The sequence below is a fragment of the Hyphomonas polymorpha PS728 genome, assembly GCF_000685315.1.
GTDB lineage: Bacteria > Pseudomonadota > Alphaproteobacteria > Caulobacterales > Hyphomonadaceae > Hyphomonas > Hyphomonas polymorpha.
The window spans coordinates 1-15,591 of sequence record NZ_ARYM01000021.1 but is presented as its reverse complement, the minus strand read 5'-3'; the positions used below and the strand labels follow the sequence as shown (position 1 = coordinate 15,591).

13 protein-coding genes and 1 pseudogene are annotated in these 15,591 nt (G+C 58.7%); 4 read left to right on the top strand and 10 right to left on the bottom strand.

Going from position 1 to position 15,591, the window contains the following annotated elements; all coding sequences use genetic code 11:
- Positions 1-27 precede the first annotated feature (27 nt).
- The 6 genes and pseudogenes from HPO_RS15475 to HPO_RS20360 all read right to left on the bottom strand — a co-directional run.
- The gene (locus tag HPO_RS15475; RefSeq protein ID WP_035600699.1) at positions 28-327 is read right to left on the bottom strand and encodes a hypothetical protein; all 300 of its coding nucleotides are present in this window, start codon (positions 325-327) and stop codon (positions 28-30) included.
- A gap of 557 nt (positions 328-884) precedes the next feature.
- On the bottom strand, positions 885-1,649 hold the full coding sequence (locus HPO_RS15470; RefSeq protein ID WP_035600697.1) for a helicase HerA-like domain-containing protein: 765 nt from the start codon (positions 1,647-1,649) through the stop codon (positions 885-887).
- The gene (locus HPO_RS15465) at positions 1,642-1,968 is read right to left on the bottom strand and encodes a hypothetical protein (protein WP_035600694.1); all 327 of its coding nucleotides are present in this window, start codon (positions 1,966-1,968) and stop codon (positions 1,642-1,644) included. Before HPO_RS15465 ends, HPO_RS15470 begins: the two co-directional genes overlap by 8 nt.
- On the bottom strand, positions 1,961-2,227 hold the full coding sequence (locus HPO_RS15460; protein WP_051612671.1) for a helix-turn-helix transcriptional regulator: 267 nt from the start codon (positions 2,225-2,227) through the stop codon (positions 1,961-1,963). Before HPO_RS15460 ends, HPO_RS15465 begins: the two co-directional genes overlap by 8 nt.
- Before the next feature lie 155 nt (positions 2,228-2,382).
- A complete protein-coding gene (locus HPO_RS15455) occupies positions 2,383-3,234 on the bottom strand; it encodes a hypothetical protein (RefSeq protein ID WP_035600691.1) in 852 nt (283 codons plus the stop codon).
- A gap of 693 nt (positions 3,235-3,927) precedes the next feature.
- Positions 3,928-4,038, bottom strand: a pseudogene (locus HPO_RS20360) (transposase); the annotation flags it as partial.
- Positions 4,039-4,343: 305 nt separating this feature from the next.
- On the opposite strand from HPO_RS20360, the gene HPO_RS15440 reads away from it, so the two are divergent.
- Positions 4,344-6,830: a hypothetical protein gene (locus HPO_RS15440; RefSeq protein WP_157532879.1), complete on the top strand. Its 2,487-nt coding sequence runs from the start codon at positions 4,344-4,346 to the stop codon at positions 6,828-6,830.
- 112 nt (positions 6,831-6,942) lie between these two features.
- Here HPO_RS15440 and HPO_RS15435 read toward each other — a convergent pair whose 3' ends face one another.
- Together HPO_RS15435 and HPO_RS15430 are read right to left on the bottom strand one after the other, a co-directional pair.
- Positions 6,943-7,395, bottom strand: coding sequence for a VOC family protein (locus tag HPO_RS15435; protein WP_277813440.1), 453 nt, complete (start codon positions 7,393-7,395; stop codon positions 6,943-6,945).
- Between the two features lie 50 nt (positions 7,396-7,445).
- Complete coding sequence (locus tag HPO_RS15430) at positions 7,446-8,849, bottom strand: FAD-dependent oxidoreductase (protein WP_035600680.1); 1,404 nt, start codon at positions 8,847-8,849, stop codon at positions 7,446-7,448.
- A 90-nt stretch (positions 8,850-8,939) separates the two neighbouring features.
- Between HPO_RS15430 and HPO_RS15425 the strand changes: the two genes are divergently transcribed.
- A complete protein-coding gene (locus HPO_RS15425; RefSeq protein ID WP_035600679.1) occupies positions 8,940-9,554 on the top strand; it encodes a 2OG-Fe(II) oxygenase in 615 nt (204 codons plus the stop codon).
- Here the strand turns inward: HPO_RS15425 and HPO_RS15420 are convergent.
- Complete coding sequence (locus tag HPO_RS15420; RefSeq protein WP_157532877.1) at positions 9,540-10,421, bottom strand: hypothetical protein; 882 nt, start codon at positions 10,419-10,421, stop codon at positions 9,540-9,542. The genes HPO_RS15425 and HPO_RS15420 overlap by 15 nt on opposite strands.
- Positions 10,422-10,601: 180 nt before the next feature.
- Positions 10,602-11,840, bottom strand: coding sequence for a radical SAM protein (locus HPO_RS15415; RefSeq protein ID WP_157532875.1), 1,239 nt, complete (start codon positions 11,838-11,840; stop codon positions 10,602-10,604).
- 416 nt (positions 11,841-12,256) lie between these two features.
- On the opposite strand from HPO_RS15415, the gene HPO_RS15410 reads away from it, so the two are divergent.
- Entirely contained in the window at positions 12,257-13,327 is a 1,071-nt protein-coding gene (locus tag HPO_RS15410) for a sulfotransferase domain-containing protein (RefSeq protein ID WP_035600670.1), read from the top strand.
- A gap of 33 nt (positions 13,328-13,360) precedes the next feature.
- A complete protein-coding gene (locus HPO_RS15405) occupies positions 13,361-15,127 on the top strand; it encodes an ABC transporter ATP-binding protein/permease (RefSeq protein WP_051612670.1) in 1,767 nt (588 codons plus the stop codon).
- Positions 15,128-15,591 lie beyond the last annotated feature (464 nt).

The following is a 15,591-nucleotide window of genomic DNA, read 5'->3' as shown; positions in this document are numbered from 1 at the left end:
CTATCGACAGTGGACACCAGGGCGGATCTATCGATGGCGGGCAAGCGGATACGTCGCTTCTGGGACGAAGCGGAGAAGATCCAGGTCCTTGCGCTTGCCCTTATACTCCCAGGCAAAACAGTCTTTGCGCCAGACGTCGGTCCCAGCCTTCGCCGCCGCCGCTTTGGACGCGCCCCTTTCGAACGTGAACCATTCGCCCGCCGGGTCGACCGCCACGGGGTCTGCCAGCCCGAGCAGGCGGCAGACATCTATGAAGTGAGACTGGGGCGCCGTGCGCTCCTTCAGCTGCCCCCGGCGCCATTTATCGATGAATTCTTGCGGTGTCATTCGGGCCCCCATCAGTCCGGCAACTTAGAGGTATGCTGCGCGCAAGTTAAGATCCCTCTGCGCCCCGCCCCTCTGGCGAGGGGGCTGTTCGATGGGGACGCCGTTGGCGGCCCCTTCGGCCCGGCTCGTCTCCGGTCGTGGCGCGCGCCTGTTCGGCGCCCGCCGCGCTGCGGGGGCTCGCCGGCGGGGCGCCGCACGGACGCTTCCCATTGGCAGGGCCAAGGGGGTCGCCCGTGCGATCCGGTCTGGCAGGGGCGTGGGGAGGCGTCGTCAGTCGGTGAGCCGTGCCAGCGTATGTCCGGCCGTGAGGTGACGCCGGGCGTGTGCAGCGTCGGAGGGTGTCCGCGTGCGGCGGGAGGAGACGGCCCGTCGCTTTTGCCGGGGCGCGGCGCGTATGCACGGGGGGCGGGGGAGAGCCGTGTGAAGCCTGTGCATCGTCCGACCTGACCCCGTGCACACCCGCCTTGTACGCCCCGGCGGCGCGCCTTGTGCCGCCCCCTCCCGCCTGATGCGCGGAGGAACGGGGCGGGAAGGAGCGAGAAAAATGCCAGACCCGATCACGACCGCGCCGGATGGCGCACTGCCTGTGGCTGAGAGGCCGCGTGTCTATGTGGCCTGCCTGGCCGCGCGAGACGAAACACGATCGGCGTCTGTTTGAATTGCTCATCCTGCGGCGCGATGAGGGTGATCTTGCCGGGCAGGCGCTCAGTCATGTCGCCCTTGGTGTCGAGCACGAGCATCTTGTCGCCGAACTGCATCGCTTCGAGAATGAGATGCTGGATCGTCTGTGTCTTGCCCGACCCGACCGCGCCGGTGATCAGCATGTGGCGGGATTCCCGGTCGCGGCTCATCGCGATACCCGGCGGGAACGTGATGCCCCCACCAGTCTGGCGCGCTTCGCGTCGGCTGATCCTTCCGATGGCGCTGCGGGCCTTCTGGCCGGTGAAACGCCGCGGGCCGCGCACGATCTTCGGCGGCGGCGGTTCGAACCTGATGGCCAGCGCAAACCCGGCAGCCAGGATCAGGGTCAGGGCCGCTCCGCCCCCGAGCACCTGCCAGCGCTGAAGGACGTCGTCCCAGACGCCATTCTGCCGAAACCAGTCTTCGCAACTTTGGTATTCCTCGCGGGCGCCCGGGGCCCAGAGCAGTGAAAAGGCTCCGGCTTTTGTACAGGTCGCAAGACTTCCCGGGTGAAGATAGTAGGGCTGGCCTTCGACCACGTAGACGGGCGGTGACCGCTCGAAAGCCTGCCAATGATAGAGCCAGGTCAGGCCCGCGCATGCAAAAGTCAGGGCGCCGAGGATGTGTTTGACTTTAGGCATGGGGCGTTCCCTCCGGAGGTTCGCCGCCGAGCGCGCGCAGCAGCGCGTCGAACATGGTTTCGAGGCGGCCGAGACTATCTGTTGTCTGATCACAGGCCTTCAGGGCGAGCTGCATGTCCTGCGCGAGAGAGGCGAGCTTTCGTTCGATTTTCAGCAGCCGCTCGGCCTGTGCGAACGGGTCGCCGTCGGAGAGGCCGGAGCGGATGAGTTCGCGGGCAACGCCGGTCGGCGTGCCGGAAATGCGCCGGGCGCGTTCGGTGAGGTGGTCGATGTCGCTGGTGGCGAGGCGGATCGAAAGGGGCTGTGTCGGTTCAGCCATGGATCACCCCATCGCGGTCCGTATACGGCGCTTCGCACTCGGCCATCCAGCTGAGGACGGCGCGGCGGCGGTAGCGCACCGTCTTGCCGAATTTCAGGAAGCGCGGCCCGCCGCCACGGCAGCGCCAGGTCGTAAGGGTACAGATCGGAACACCTGTGAGTCTGGAGACGGCCGGGGTGTCGATCGCTTCATCGAGCCAGCCGGGATTGTCCTTCAGGATCTCATCGAGCGGCGGAAAATCGTGATTGTGCTTGCTCAAGGCCTTTCCTCCTCAGTGTGCGTGAGCCAAGGCCAGCACGGCGCCCGTAGGCGAAAAAGAGGAATGATTTCGTCTTATTCCGGCAGAGCCCAGAAAGGTCCCGCAGATCTGACGGAGCTGCAGCAGAATTGCGCTGCGCGCAGGACGGCGACCTGTCAGGCCTCGTTCTGGGACGAAGCTCCTGCGTCCCCCAGAATGCTTCCAAGCCGGCGCAGGATTGTCGCCTCGTTGGGGACGTCGTCTTCGTCAAACTCGCTCAAGGCAAGCGCATGCAGTTGTCCCGCGAGGACCTTGCGCGGCAGATCCGGATGTTCCCGGTTGATCTGGTGGGCGGCCGCCTCGATCCTCGGCCAGGCCGCGAGCACGGGGCGGCCGCGACGATGGCTAGTGGCCGCTTCGCCCGTGTCATTGGCAGCATCGGGCGGGGCAGGGGCTGCCCGCTCTGCAGGGACAAAAAGGCCGTGAAAGTTCGCTGAGCAGCTATCGAGCCAGGCTTGCAGCTTTGCCCGGGGAATTATCAGACTGGCAAGATAGTCGCGGGCCTCTGCGCTATAGGCGGACACCGGAATCCGGGCGAGCGCTGAGAGTGCTTCTGCCTGTCGCCGCGCAGACTCTTCGACCTTCCAGTCCAGCAAGGCGTGCCAGCCTTCAGCGTCGCCCGGCAGATGGCCGTTGCAGTGCATGACATTGATGATTGTATCGCGTCCCGCCTTGTAAAGCTCTACGGGGCGGATCGAGAGCGCAGCCTGTTCCTTGGTCAGCAGGACACGGGGTACCGAGATCGGCACGAACATCCAGGCGTCAGGATGAGCGCGGGCTTCGTGCTGTGCAGGGGTAGGCCAGTCCAATGACAGCGGAGGCGGCTCGAAGTCTCCATTCCAGACGGCGCGGACGAGCAGGTCGAGGGCCGCAAGGCGCGTGATTGCGGGATCGCGCTGCGCGATTAGTTCGCTGGCGGCATCGAAGCGGATGCAGCTTGCATCCATAAGCGAACCGGGCTCGGCCATGGCGTGCTCCCTTTGCTGACTGCGCAGGGCCATGCAGAAAGCGTGCCATCATAGAGGGAAAGTCATTACCCTTGGGTTGTGGGCACTTGAGCAGGTTGCCGTACGCTACGCACACTCGCCTCTGCGCGGAGTGCCAACAAGAAGCACCGCGCCTCGATGAAGCGGATGCGGACCATCAATCGGCAGATATTATCGGATAGCCGGTGGGACTGGGTTTGGCCCCAATGCGCCATTCGCTTTCGCCAAATATTTGGCCGCCAAGCATTGACTGGACCGAACGGCTACGGGTGCGTCATCGGTATGGAATCCGGCCCCCTCTCTTGAAGGCCGGATCCTTGCATCGACTGGAGGCATTATCGGGGCTTGGTCAGGCGCAACGGATATTAAAGTACGCGATAGGGCGGCGTCGATCTTGACCGATGCAATTTGATGCGCTGCCGATTGCACTGGAGGATGAGACCATTCTGACATGGCCTTTCGGGCCGCCCACGATCCTTTGACGGTGACTCGAGTTCCGGCTTAACTATCAGCGCAGGTCTTTTAGAGACTTTGCAAACAAAGCGCGGCTCATGGTCCCCGCGAGGCATTTGTCTTGCGCCGAGTTCTTGAGCACTGTGCCATAGCCGTAGTGACCGGAAAAATAGCCGTACAGCGCGTTGTAACCTTCGCGGCCTAGTGATTGTTGCGTCGCGGTGTTGCCTGGCTGATCCCTGCCTTGCGGCAGATCTCCGCCACCGGAATCCCCGAGTCACCCTGCTTGATAATTAACGCCTTCTGCGCGTCCGTGAACTTCGATGCTCGCATACTTCTGTCTCCTCCCAGCTTGGCTCCAGAATACCGGAAACTCTAAACCGAAACGATCCAGTTCTCTGGGGGCTGAGTAAGTTTGTGAAATTGCCTCCCAGATACAAAAGCAGGAATGCCGCGCTGCGCCGGTCGCAAGGACAGATGCAGAACTCGGAGCCTGAGCCTTTGCCTGCAGCAAACTTGAAAGAAGCAGACCCTATGAATTGCTGAAACGGAAACTCGCGAAAGAAACGCTTCGGGGGCTTGCGGGGTCCCGTCAGATGACCTTCTAATATACTCCTTCCACACCCAAGGGACACACCATGAATGCCGGATCAAGCGATGAACCAACGCATCAGGGCCAGCTTGCCAGGCTAAGGGAGTTCATGGCTCGTGGAGAATGGCTGGACCTGGCCAGCGAGCCCCCCGGATGTGGCGTGCTTAGCGGCAACCTGATTCGCGAGGCGCTCCTGAACATTCAGGCCCCGGATAAACCCAGTACGGGCGACGATGCCGCTTGTCTTTCTTCTCAGGCGTCATCGGGTATCCGGATACGCAATGGCAGGATCGTCGGGGGAATAGACCTCAGTGGGTGTCAAGGTGACGGGGGGCGCAGCCTCCCGCCCCTGCTGCTTGAGAATTGTGAGTTTCTCCGCGAAGGACTCGATCCGTGCGATGCAGATGTCGATGTTTCGGACTGCTGCATAAGGGCTGTGAGCCTCGTGAATTGCCGGCTCTCCGAGCTTCGGGCGATTGCCGCCGATATCGCTCGATCCTTGGACGTCAGCAGATCCGGGCCAATGTCCAGCAATGGCGATCACGATTGGGGCGTGGCGGGCAACAAAGTCGACGGCGAGGCAGAGTTTGATCGTCTCCTGGCCGATGAAGCTCTCTATACCGAAGAGATAGTGCCTATACAGACGATCTGTGCCAGATGCAATGATGCGGCCGGACAGGATGATGACCCGGAAACTCATTTTTGGATCAACATGAAGGACGCTCGCATCGGAGGAGATCTGATTGCCCGCAATTCAGTCCTTCGATCACCCGTTCTCAGGGCCCCGGGAACATTCCCGCCGCACGATACACGTTATGCTCTGAAACTGGCGGGTGCCATCATTATGGGCTCTGTCAGGGCAAATGATGGTAGCGTGTTCGATGGCGGGATAAATCTGCACCTGGCAGTGGTAAAGGGCGAGGTCTGGCTCGGTGGTGCGCGGCTGCGCGCCGGAGAAGGGGGCGCTTTCGATGCGATGTCGTGCGATGTCGGAGGGGTTTACGCACGCTTTCCTTCGTTCGCCTGCAAGGGCGAATTCAATCTCGATCTGGCCCGGGTCCGCGGGAGTGTCATTCTCAGCAACGCCCTTCTGGAATCTGATGCAAACCAGCCAACAAAAATTCAGGGACACGCGCGTGCGTTGTCAGCAGAGGCGTGCCGCATTGAGGATGATTTTATTCTTTCGGATAACTGCCGCACCCGCGGAGGCCTGCATCTGCGCAGGGTCGATGTAGGGGGCGATCTGTTACTGCGGGGCGCACGGATTTTGGGACAGAAGCAGCTTGCCGTCGATTTGGAAGAAGCGACGGTCGGAGGCAATCTGGAACTCCATTCGGCTGGCTGCGTCGGTACCGTGAAGCTGTCTGGTGCCAGAATCCGCGGTGATCTTGATGCGAATTCGGCCATGTTCGTTGGAAGACGTGCTGACGGCGAGAACAGGACACTCGCTCTCGACGCGATGGACCTGCATGTCGGTCAGAGCTTCCTGTTCGGACGAGGCGCTTTCACTCGCGGGGACGTCAACCTCCTGCGAGCACGTATCGACGGTGATTTGGGCCTCTACAGGTTCAAGGCGAGCAGGCGTTCTGACGACCCTGCCTCAGAATCGTCGCTCAGGGAGTTTATCCTCGACCTCGGATGGGCCAGCGTGAAAGGTAACCTCGTTTTAGAGGCAAATGATATCGCTGGAGCGATCCGGCTCGCCCATGCGGAAGTCAGGGTCTTGTGTGATACATCCACCGGTTACGCCCGGGACGGCGAAGTCATTGATCTGAGCGGCTTCAGATATGAAGCTCTCCTGCACCCTAGCATGAATCCTTTAAATGGGGATTCCGCTGCCTGCGTTAGCGCCCGCCTTAAATGGCTTTCGCGGATGCCTGCGCACGATCCCCAGCCCTATATGTGGCTGAGCCGGATGCTCGCACGCGACGGCCGCGTGGATGAGGCAAGAGATGTGTTCATCGAGAAGCAGAACAGGGACCGTCGGCAAAAGTTCGCGGAGATACAGCGCGGGGCGATCAGCCTCCGTTTGCCGAGGCTAACGATATTGCTATGCTCCCAACTGTTTCACTGGTTGTTCGGAGACGGACTGAAGCCGGTGAATGCATTGATGACGTTGTTCTTCGCTGCTGTCCTCGGAGCCGGGGTCTTCTGGTATGCGAACACCCAGAAACTGCTCGTGGTTGATCAGCAGCCCGTTGCAGCCAGTGTTTCCGAGACACGCATCGGAGCGCTGGCGTCCACTGACATTGTCGATAATATCTGGTGCGGACGCAACATAGACCCCATTATTTATGCGATAGACGTATTTGTGCCTCTGATTGACTTTCGGCAGGAGTCCCAATGCCGGGTCGGAGCTGCAAACGGTGCAACCCGCCTCGCGACATTCCCTCAAGTGTTCGGGGTCGTGAGTGTCGATGTCCAGGTCGCCGCCCTGAAGTACTTCAAGGCAGCTTATTCCATAGCCGGCTGGATACTTGTCTCTCTCGCCATCATCACCTTTTCCGGAACATTGCAGCGGCGGCTCGAATGAAGAATGAATGCCAGTTTTCCATAGAGAATGGGCGAAACTCGTTCAGGGCAGGAACGCAACAAGTCGCGAGGGGTAAACTGCCTCGGTTACACTCCCCGTTTCTTCCGCAGGTTCATGCCGCGATACTGGCGATGTCTTTCCTGTCGAGATCCTCCGGTCGAAATGGTCGGCTGTGCCAGCAGAACTCGATCTGGAGATCGTTGGGGTCCGCCAGAAAGATTGACTGCGCGTGCCCCAGGTCGATGCAGTCGGATACATCCACTCCGGCCCCGAGCAACTCCGAGCGCTTTGCCTGCAGGGCTTCCAGCGTGTCGACCTTGAAGGCCAGGTGGTACATGCCCGCAGGCGTCCCAAGGGCCGAGTTGATGCCGGTCGGGTAATCCTGCGGGATGCTTGCGATGTCGCGGGCTTCCATGAAGACGAGGTATTCGTCCCGGCCAAGATCAAAATACACCTGCCTGATCTGCCCACCTTCTCGGATTGACGTGACCTGGTCTGCCACGCGAACAAAACCCAGCACACGTGTGTAGAATGCTATCGTTGCGTCCATGTCGTGTGTTGACATCCCGATGTGTGAATAACCCTGTGTCATGTGGCTCGCTCCGAATTTCCTGGTTAATGCTGCAGCTTCAGATGTTCTGCTAGGCGCAGGGTCAGCTGAAGAAGCGTATAGCTTGGATTGGCCCAGCTGACTGTCGGAAAGACGCTGCCTCCAATGATGTAAAGATTGTCAAGCTCGTGTGAGCGGCAGTTTTCATCCACTACGCCCGACGCGGGGTCACGGCTCATTCGCGTTGTCCCCAGCTGATGGTTTGAATGCATGATACGATCTGCAGTTATATCTTCTTTCTTCAGCGGCCCGACCCTCCGCCCGGCGCCCGCCGCCTCCAGCATCTCTGAAACATAGTCGTAAGTTTCGTGAATTGTGCGCTTATCAAGCTCCGACAGGCACCATTCAAGGTTCAGGAGCGGGACGCCGTCAGCATCCCTTTTGCTTGAAAGCGAGACTCGGCTCTGCCTGTCGGGCGCCTGCTCGAGGAAGAGTCCCAGCCGCGGAGTTTCACTCATATCCATCTTCGGTGTACGGAACACATGGGCCCGCGCATTGAGGATTCCCAACTCTGCGCGACGCTCGTCCGGTACTCCCATGCAGAATGCGAAGTCATGACCTGCCCGGTCGGTTCCCCGTTCAGCCCAGGCGGCAATCGGGTGGTCAGGTTCAAGGACAAATTCTTCGGCGGTGAAATGCGGATGTTCGCAAAAAGCTCGCCCGACCATCCCCGAGCTGTTGCTTACCCCATTTGGAGCGTCTGACGACAATAACAGGCGGGCGGTTTCAAGCCCGCCCGCGGCAAGCACATATGTATCTGCGAAAACCCTGAACCGGTGGCCATGCCCGTCGAGGCATATCAGATGATCCACTCCGGACTTGTCTGCAGCAGGGATGACCTCCAGGACACGCGTGGAAGTCATCAGTTGCGCCCCGCCCGCTTCAATCTGATCCCAGTTCCAGTGTTCCAGAAGGCGGAGAACCGGCTTGCCGAAACGCCAGCTGGTCGCAACCAGACCTTTGGGGCAGAATGGTAAGGGGTTCCTCGCGTCCATCAGCAGAACAGACGGATCAAAACTGACGCCGGAAAGGTTCATGATCCTTGCGGCTTGCTGCCTGAAGGGGGCAAGTGTCCCAGCTGCGAAGGGCCAGCCGCTGAGCGGTATTCCGGGGCGTTCCTCAAAATCGCCTGCGTCAAACTCGGCGCAGTATCCCGCCCAGATCGAAGTGGCTCCTCCCAGCCGAAAGTCTCGTGTAAGTCCCAGCGGGTAGTCGAGGCCGCTGACCTGGCCTTCTTCACATGCCGTGTCGACGGGGCCTTGTTCGCGCCCGCCGCGCTCGATTAGAATCACGTCTTTGGTTTCAGCGATTTCTCGGGCAAGAACGGAACCTGCCAGCCCACCGCCGACAATCGCTACCTCGCAGTACCGGTCCTGAACACGTGGAGACGCCTCGCCTTGAGCGGTCATTTTTTCATTTGCCTCACTGCAGGATGTATTGTTCTAATATTGGTAGAAGAGACGTGCAGGTATCGCAAGGCGTTCAGGGGGAGAGTATACATGTCAACAGTTGATCCAACGCTTTTCGAACGTACACGGTCGGCCGCGCTGCTCTCTTTGCTGGAGAATGACGGCTTCGTGTTCATTCCAGATTCAATACCTTTGTCGCTCCTCCGAGAACTGAAGGATGAATGCCTTGATGCCCGAAACTCCGCGCTCAGGGCCGAAGGGCAGGGGGAACTTCAGTATCGCTCGTCCCTCGCACCACTCGGCATGAAAGGGCGTGAGCTGCTTGAAAACGCGGCGTCATCGGAGATCCTTGAGCCCCTGTTCGGGCGGAAGTTTTCCTGCTCATGGAATGCAAGTTGCTACACCTATTATGAAGCCGGTGATTTTCTGGCAGCACATCTGGATGGTGTCGAAAACTGCGAGGTAACCTTGCTTTTCTATCTGGATGCGACAACGCCTGGCAATGATCCCGGGGAATCGGGTTTGCATCTCACACTGTACAGGCAAGACGAGGGCGGAGTAGTGGTTCCCAGGAAGACGATTGCAACGACGGCGGGAGGTATCATGCTGGGCTTTGGTTCACGGGTCCTGCATGGCCGCCGCCGCCTCGCGGAAGGAGAACACATATTCATGCTGACGGCTTGTTTCACCTCAGCGCCGGCCTGATCGGGGGCGAGCGCAGGAACGGATCCGAGTGCTCAAGGCCTCAATCAGGAATTCCCAGTGATACCCGGAACAGAAACCAGGGGATGTGGCGATCATCCATCGGTCCACATTTACACGCCGCCCCTTCAGGGCATCGAAGAACGCATCCATTTTATCGAGTGCTGCTGTTTGGAGTTCAGGGCTGGGCTGATACGAATCCGGAGCCGGATTCCCGTTGAAATCATTTATGAAGTAGTCCAGATCAATGTGAACCACGACATATGTGCTACGATCAGCGCTGGCCCCCTCAATCAGTCTTACCGGATCGTCGGACTTCGAGTACGTCCTCAGACTGACGAATCTGTCATCATTCGGATCAAGATTGATATCGAAAAAGCCTGTGCTTTCCAGAAGGGGGTGGCGTATGACTGAAGGTTCTACATTGTATAGGCCTGCGTGTCCGGGCCCATCGCTCAGATGGGCGATGTGAAGACGCCGGGCCAGAGAAAAGAACGGTGTCAGGAAGCTGCCGATACCAACAGCGCCTGAAGCGATCGCTCCGGGCCAGCATTGTGGATTGTCCGCGAAGAACTGTTCCCCCGTGAAGGGGTCGGTCAGGTGCTCCCCGGCGAGAAGCAGGGTCGACATCATGTCGGTATGATCATCAAGGTGGATAATGATTAGAGGCATCTCCGGAGGAAGATGCGCGATCCGGCCTGCGAGAAAAAAGCCGCACCAGCTGTCCTCGAGACAAACGTCGAACAGGGGGGTCGATATGTGGAAGCCCGCCGGATCCTGCTTGGACCTGTCAATCCTGCAATAGGAAAGTCCCTGATCAAGGAAAGGATCTATTTCATGATAACTTGTGTCCGGACCCTCCACCCTCACGATACCCCGCTCCTGGTCGACCGTATAATGATTGGATCGGATCAGCGGGAGAAGACTTTCCCGTACGTCATCTTCTGTCAGTCCGTCGACAGACAATCTGTCAAGCGCAAGGTATGGGCGCGGGAACATCGTGGGTCCGGTCAGGGTTTGCTCCGCCGTGTTGTTACATGTCGCGATAGGTCAGCCGGCCGCTTGCAGGGACCCGGACATATGTTCAAGCACAGCGTCGGCAAAAGCCTTGACGTGTACGAGGCATTCCGGAGTTTCTGTGGCGCCGAAAGTTCCGTGACGTCTGAGCTTGATGAGATTGTAACCGCCTGAGCAGACATCGAAATAGTCGCAGGATGACTCGCAGGCCGAGTGACTGGTTTCAAAATCATGCATCATGAGCTTCAGCTTTTCCGAACCGGCCATTTCTGAAAGTGAACTTTCGAGGATGTTCCCGATCACGAGACCCCGTCCATCCCCATAGAGGTTTTTCTGATCGCCACATTCGTCCAGCGTGAGCCCGGCGTAGAAGGTCGTGAGGTCCCCATTCATCTCTATGCTTACGGTTTTAAAAGGAGCGCTCATGCTTCGCGCGTCATAGGACGGCCGCTCGGCCGCCGGAACGAAGAGGCGATTATAGAACGAGGCGAAGTTGCGTATTTTCGGTGTCTTGTAGTTTCCCGAAGCGATCAGATCCAGCAAGCGGCTGAGGAATGCCTTGTAGCGCATCACATAGGAAGATGCGCCTGCTCTGTCCCGGGTGTCGATGAAGAGCTCGTCATGAAGATTGAAGTGAAACTCCCGGATAAACGGAACGAAGGGCTCGAAGTACGCCAGAAAGAGTTCCGGCTCATCAAGCCCGTCTGGAGAAATGACGGCGGTGACATCAAACGGTATACCGGCTTCGCTGAGTGCCTGCATGCCGCGCTCGGTGGCGGCATGGCTCGACCGGCCCGACCAGTTTTTCCGATGGCGGTCATGAAGCTCAGCTGGTCCGTCACAACTCACCCCGAGTGTCACCAAACCCTCATATTCCTTGAAGAATTCAATCCACGCGGCATTGATCAGAGTCGCATTCGTCTGGAAGTCAAAATCGATGACCAGATCAGGCCTCGGGGACCCGTCTCTGACGTTCAGGACTGTCTCTATGGCTGCGCGGTAATAATCCGGTTTCAGGACCAGAGGTTCCCCCGAATGCCAGCTGACTCTCAGCCTGCTTCCGGTGAAGGGGCTCGATGTAACTTCCTCGAAGGCTCTTTGTATCGTCTCAAGCGTCATGGTCGCCGAGTGCCGGCGGCTTTCTTCGGACAGATAACAGTAAGAGCAGTTGAGGTTGCAGTAGGACGTTCCCTGAAGAACCACCATCTCGATGGGACCGAACCCGGAAACAAGGGCCTTGTCATTTACCATTGCTATGAAGCCTTCCGCCAAGGGACACTTTCAGCTGAAGAGGTTCATCCGGAGAAGACATCAACGGGCCGGCGCCCTCACGGTTTAGGCCCGCTGACACCTTACCCACTAGCGACGCATCGCTGGTCCCCAGGAGGCGGCTGCCGTTGCGCGGACATGATCAGTACCAGTTGTTTCGAGAGGCTTGTAGGCCTCAAGCTGGCCCTTTGCGAAAGCAGCGCGCGCCTGCTCCAGACGGGATGTCATGGTATTGGACTTTGTCATTGTCTTCCCTTCAGTACATTCGTTCCGGAGGAACCGTCTCCCCCGATGAAAAGCTTGCAAAAAAAACGGGAGGTTGCAACATCGAAAGCTGACTTGGCCGCCAGAATCTTTCCTGCGGCTGACTTTGTGCTTGTTCGAAGGGAAACTGGACGGTTTGACCGGAATGGGGATGAATGAGATTATTTGTTGTCGCGCCTGACCAGGTCCTGCCGGAGGCATTGGCGGAGATACGTTCTATACTGGCCTATGAGGGCGCTATCGGCCGGATGTCATCCGGGCCCGTGACGCTTCCTCCGCATACAGCAGGCAACAGTCCGGATTTGTCCGGCTCCGCCGTGCAGCAAGCACCTCTTCCTGGTGACGCCATTCTGGTTTTCGCTGGTGAGGCGGCGCCCTGCATTGATGCGGCATCCGGGATATTTGTCCTCGATGGTGAGCGCTTTTTGCGGGAGATTTCATCGAGGCGGCGTGGCGGAGAGCTTTATCCGCTGTCTCTTCTGAAGTACGGACCGGTTGAGGAATCCCACGGCCATTATGCCCGGCCAGTACGATCACCCGGGCAGATTCTGGCATCCGAACGTTTCATAGTGAACGGATTTCCCAAATCAGGGTCCATCTGGCTCATGGCCCTGCTTGGCGATGTTCTCGGCCTGTCAACGGACCAGCAGCTCTATCAGGTTCATTGCGCGGATATCGAGATCGCCTATCACGCTTGCGGTCGTTCGGGGAGTGTGGCCCTCGTCAGGGATTTGAGGGATGTCGTGGTATCTTGGTATCATGAGGCCACCCGAAGCGACGAGCAGAACGGTTATGAGGCGGCGCGCTACCCGGACATCTCAACTTTCTATTTCGAGTATTTCCTTGGCCGGATCGAAGGTAACCCGCTGTACCACCATGGAGATCTCGAGCGGTGGGTGAACTACCTGGCAGCCCGCGCAGTCCCTATTCTGCGATACGAGGAGATGCTGGCGGATCCAGCAGCATGCCTTATGCGTCTTCTGAATTTCTGGAGGATCCGTGTCGATCCTGCGACGCTCCTTCAGAGCATTGACAGGATGTCCATATCCAGGATCGGGGACTCCCTGAAGGATGCCAACAGCATTGTTGCTGCACGTCTGAGCGCAGGGCATGCAAGGGTGGGACAAAGCGGCACGTGGCAGGGCGAACTTCCCGAGCGCGTTGCTGATGATATTCAGCAAAGGTTCAGGGGATTTCAGAACCGGTTCGGATACTGCCGGATCTAGAGCGTTGCTCGAAGGGTATGGGCGGGGGAGCATATGGGGGAACGCGACGTGGCCAGGAAGGAAGGGGGGACGATCGCGTCGATTGGCGCGGGGTTGGAAATGGCCCGGCCATACTTCAAAAGCGAGGAGCGTATCGCCGCGTGGACCCTGCTGGTCTCCGTTCTGCTGCTGACCCTGATCCTGGTCGGAGTCGCCGTTCTCTTCACCTACTGGCAGCGTGGATTGTTCAATGCGCTCGAGCAGAAGGACTGGACGACATTCCTGTCCTTGTTGCTGACATGGTCTTCCGATGCCGGAGGCGGGCTGACAATAGGCTTCGCCCCGCTGCTGATCATCCATGTCCTCGCCACCGTATATGCGCTTTACCTTCAGCAGCGCCTGCAGCTTCGCTGGCGGATATGGATGACGAAACGGCTGACAGATGCTTATCTGGCGGGAAACACATATTATCTTCTGGAATTGAGGGACGAAGGGCTTGATAATCCCGACCAGCGTATCAGCGAAGACATCAATCTCTACACTGCAAAAATGCTCGAACTCGGGTTCGGCCTCTTTCGCAATGTGGTCTCGATGCTCTCCTTCATTGTTCTTTTGTGGGGACTGTCCGAAGACGTCAGCATCTTCGGAGCTCCGGTTCCTGGTTCCCTTGTCTGGATCGCTATCCTCTATGCGACAGCCGGCACGGCGCTGACGCATTTCCTGGGACAGCGGCTCATACGGCTCAGCTTTGACCAGCAGCGTCTTGAAGCGGATTTCCGGTTCGCCCTGATCAGAGTACGGGAGTTTGCAGAAGGTATTGCCTTCCACGGAGGGGAGGCCCGCGAAAACCGGCGTCTTGGCTCGACGTTCCGACGCGTCGCCGGGAATTTTGCTGAGATGATCAATGTGACCAAGCGGGTGACTTTTTCCGTCACCGGCCTGGCCCAGGCCAATCTGATCTTTCCACTGATAATAGCTGCCCCGGCCTATTTTTCCGGTGCCATACCGCTGGGAGGAGTTTTTCAGACAGCAAATGCGTTGAACAAGGTGGTGGAGAACCTGTCCTGGATCGTGGACAATTACGTCGTGCTTGCTGCGTTTGCGGCAACGGTCGACCGCCTGTCGGGATTTGAACGCTCCGTTGCGTCTGTCGGGAAGTATCCCCGCGGTGTTACGCGTATGGCAGAAGAATCCCCGGTCGCCATAAGATGTGAAGCGCTCAGCATCTTTCGTCCGGATGGCGAGGTCCTCCTCGACAAGGCAGATCTTGTTGTCAATGAGGGGGAATGGGTTTTGGTGAGCGGCCGTTCTGGCTCAGGCAAGACCATGCTTCTGAAAACCATTGCCACCCTGTGGCCACATGCGCAGGGAAGGGTCTCCCTAGCGTCGAATGCGGTCATGTTCGTGCCGCAGAAGCCCTATGTTCCGGTGGGATGCCTGAGGGATGCGCTGGTCTATCCAGATTTCAGCCTGGAGGTAACTGAAGCCGAAATTGAAAAAGTCCTTGAACTGACGGGGCTGACAGATCTTCTCTCGGCGTCCAGCAAGGAAACGGACTGGCTCCAGATACTTTCCGGAGGAGAGGTGCAGCGCCTGTCCTTTGCGCGCATCCTGCTGCACAGGCCGCGGGTGATTGTCCTCGATGAAGCAACAAGTCAGCTGGATACGGAGTTTGAAGAGGCCGCCTACGCGGCAATAAAGTTAAGCCTGCCGGACGCCACCGTCATATCCGTGGCGCACAGGCAGACTGTCGCGAAATTTCATGAGCGTACATTGTGGCTGAAGGACAGGAAGCTGCTGGACGCGCAGCCTGTTGCATGAACTGGACAGCGTTTCCCGGGAGCGCGGTTTGATCGAGCCTTCCTGTGGCGAGTAACCCGGTGAGAAGATGCTGCAAGACCCGCGAAGAAGCACGCCATGACGTGTTTGACTGCATCGAGATGTTCCGTAACCCGAGGCCCAACCGGTCCCGCATTGAATGGAAAGTCTGTCTTAACGGTGCCGCCGAGAGCGGCATGCACGGGCTCAGCATGGCCTGCCCCTCAGCAGTGGTCCACCAGATTTGCTAACCCGGCGGCTGCGTTTAAATTCACCGACTTCGCTGCGAACACTGGCAGGCATGCCAACTCGTCGAAAGGGGGGGAAGTTTCGGGGCGGCCGACCGGAAAAGCAAAGGAGCCGTAGAAATCTGGCTTCTAAGTTCGTGCTTCCACCGTGCTTCCACGTACTTCTGTGGAAATGTGGTGCTTCCGGTAAGGCATTGTGAGCGACCTGAGACATAGGTG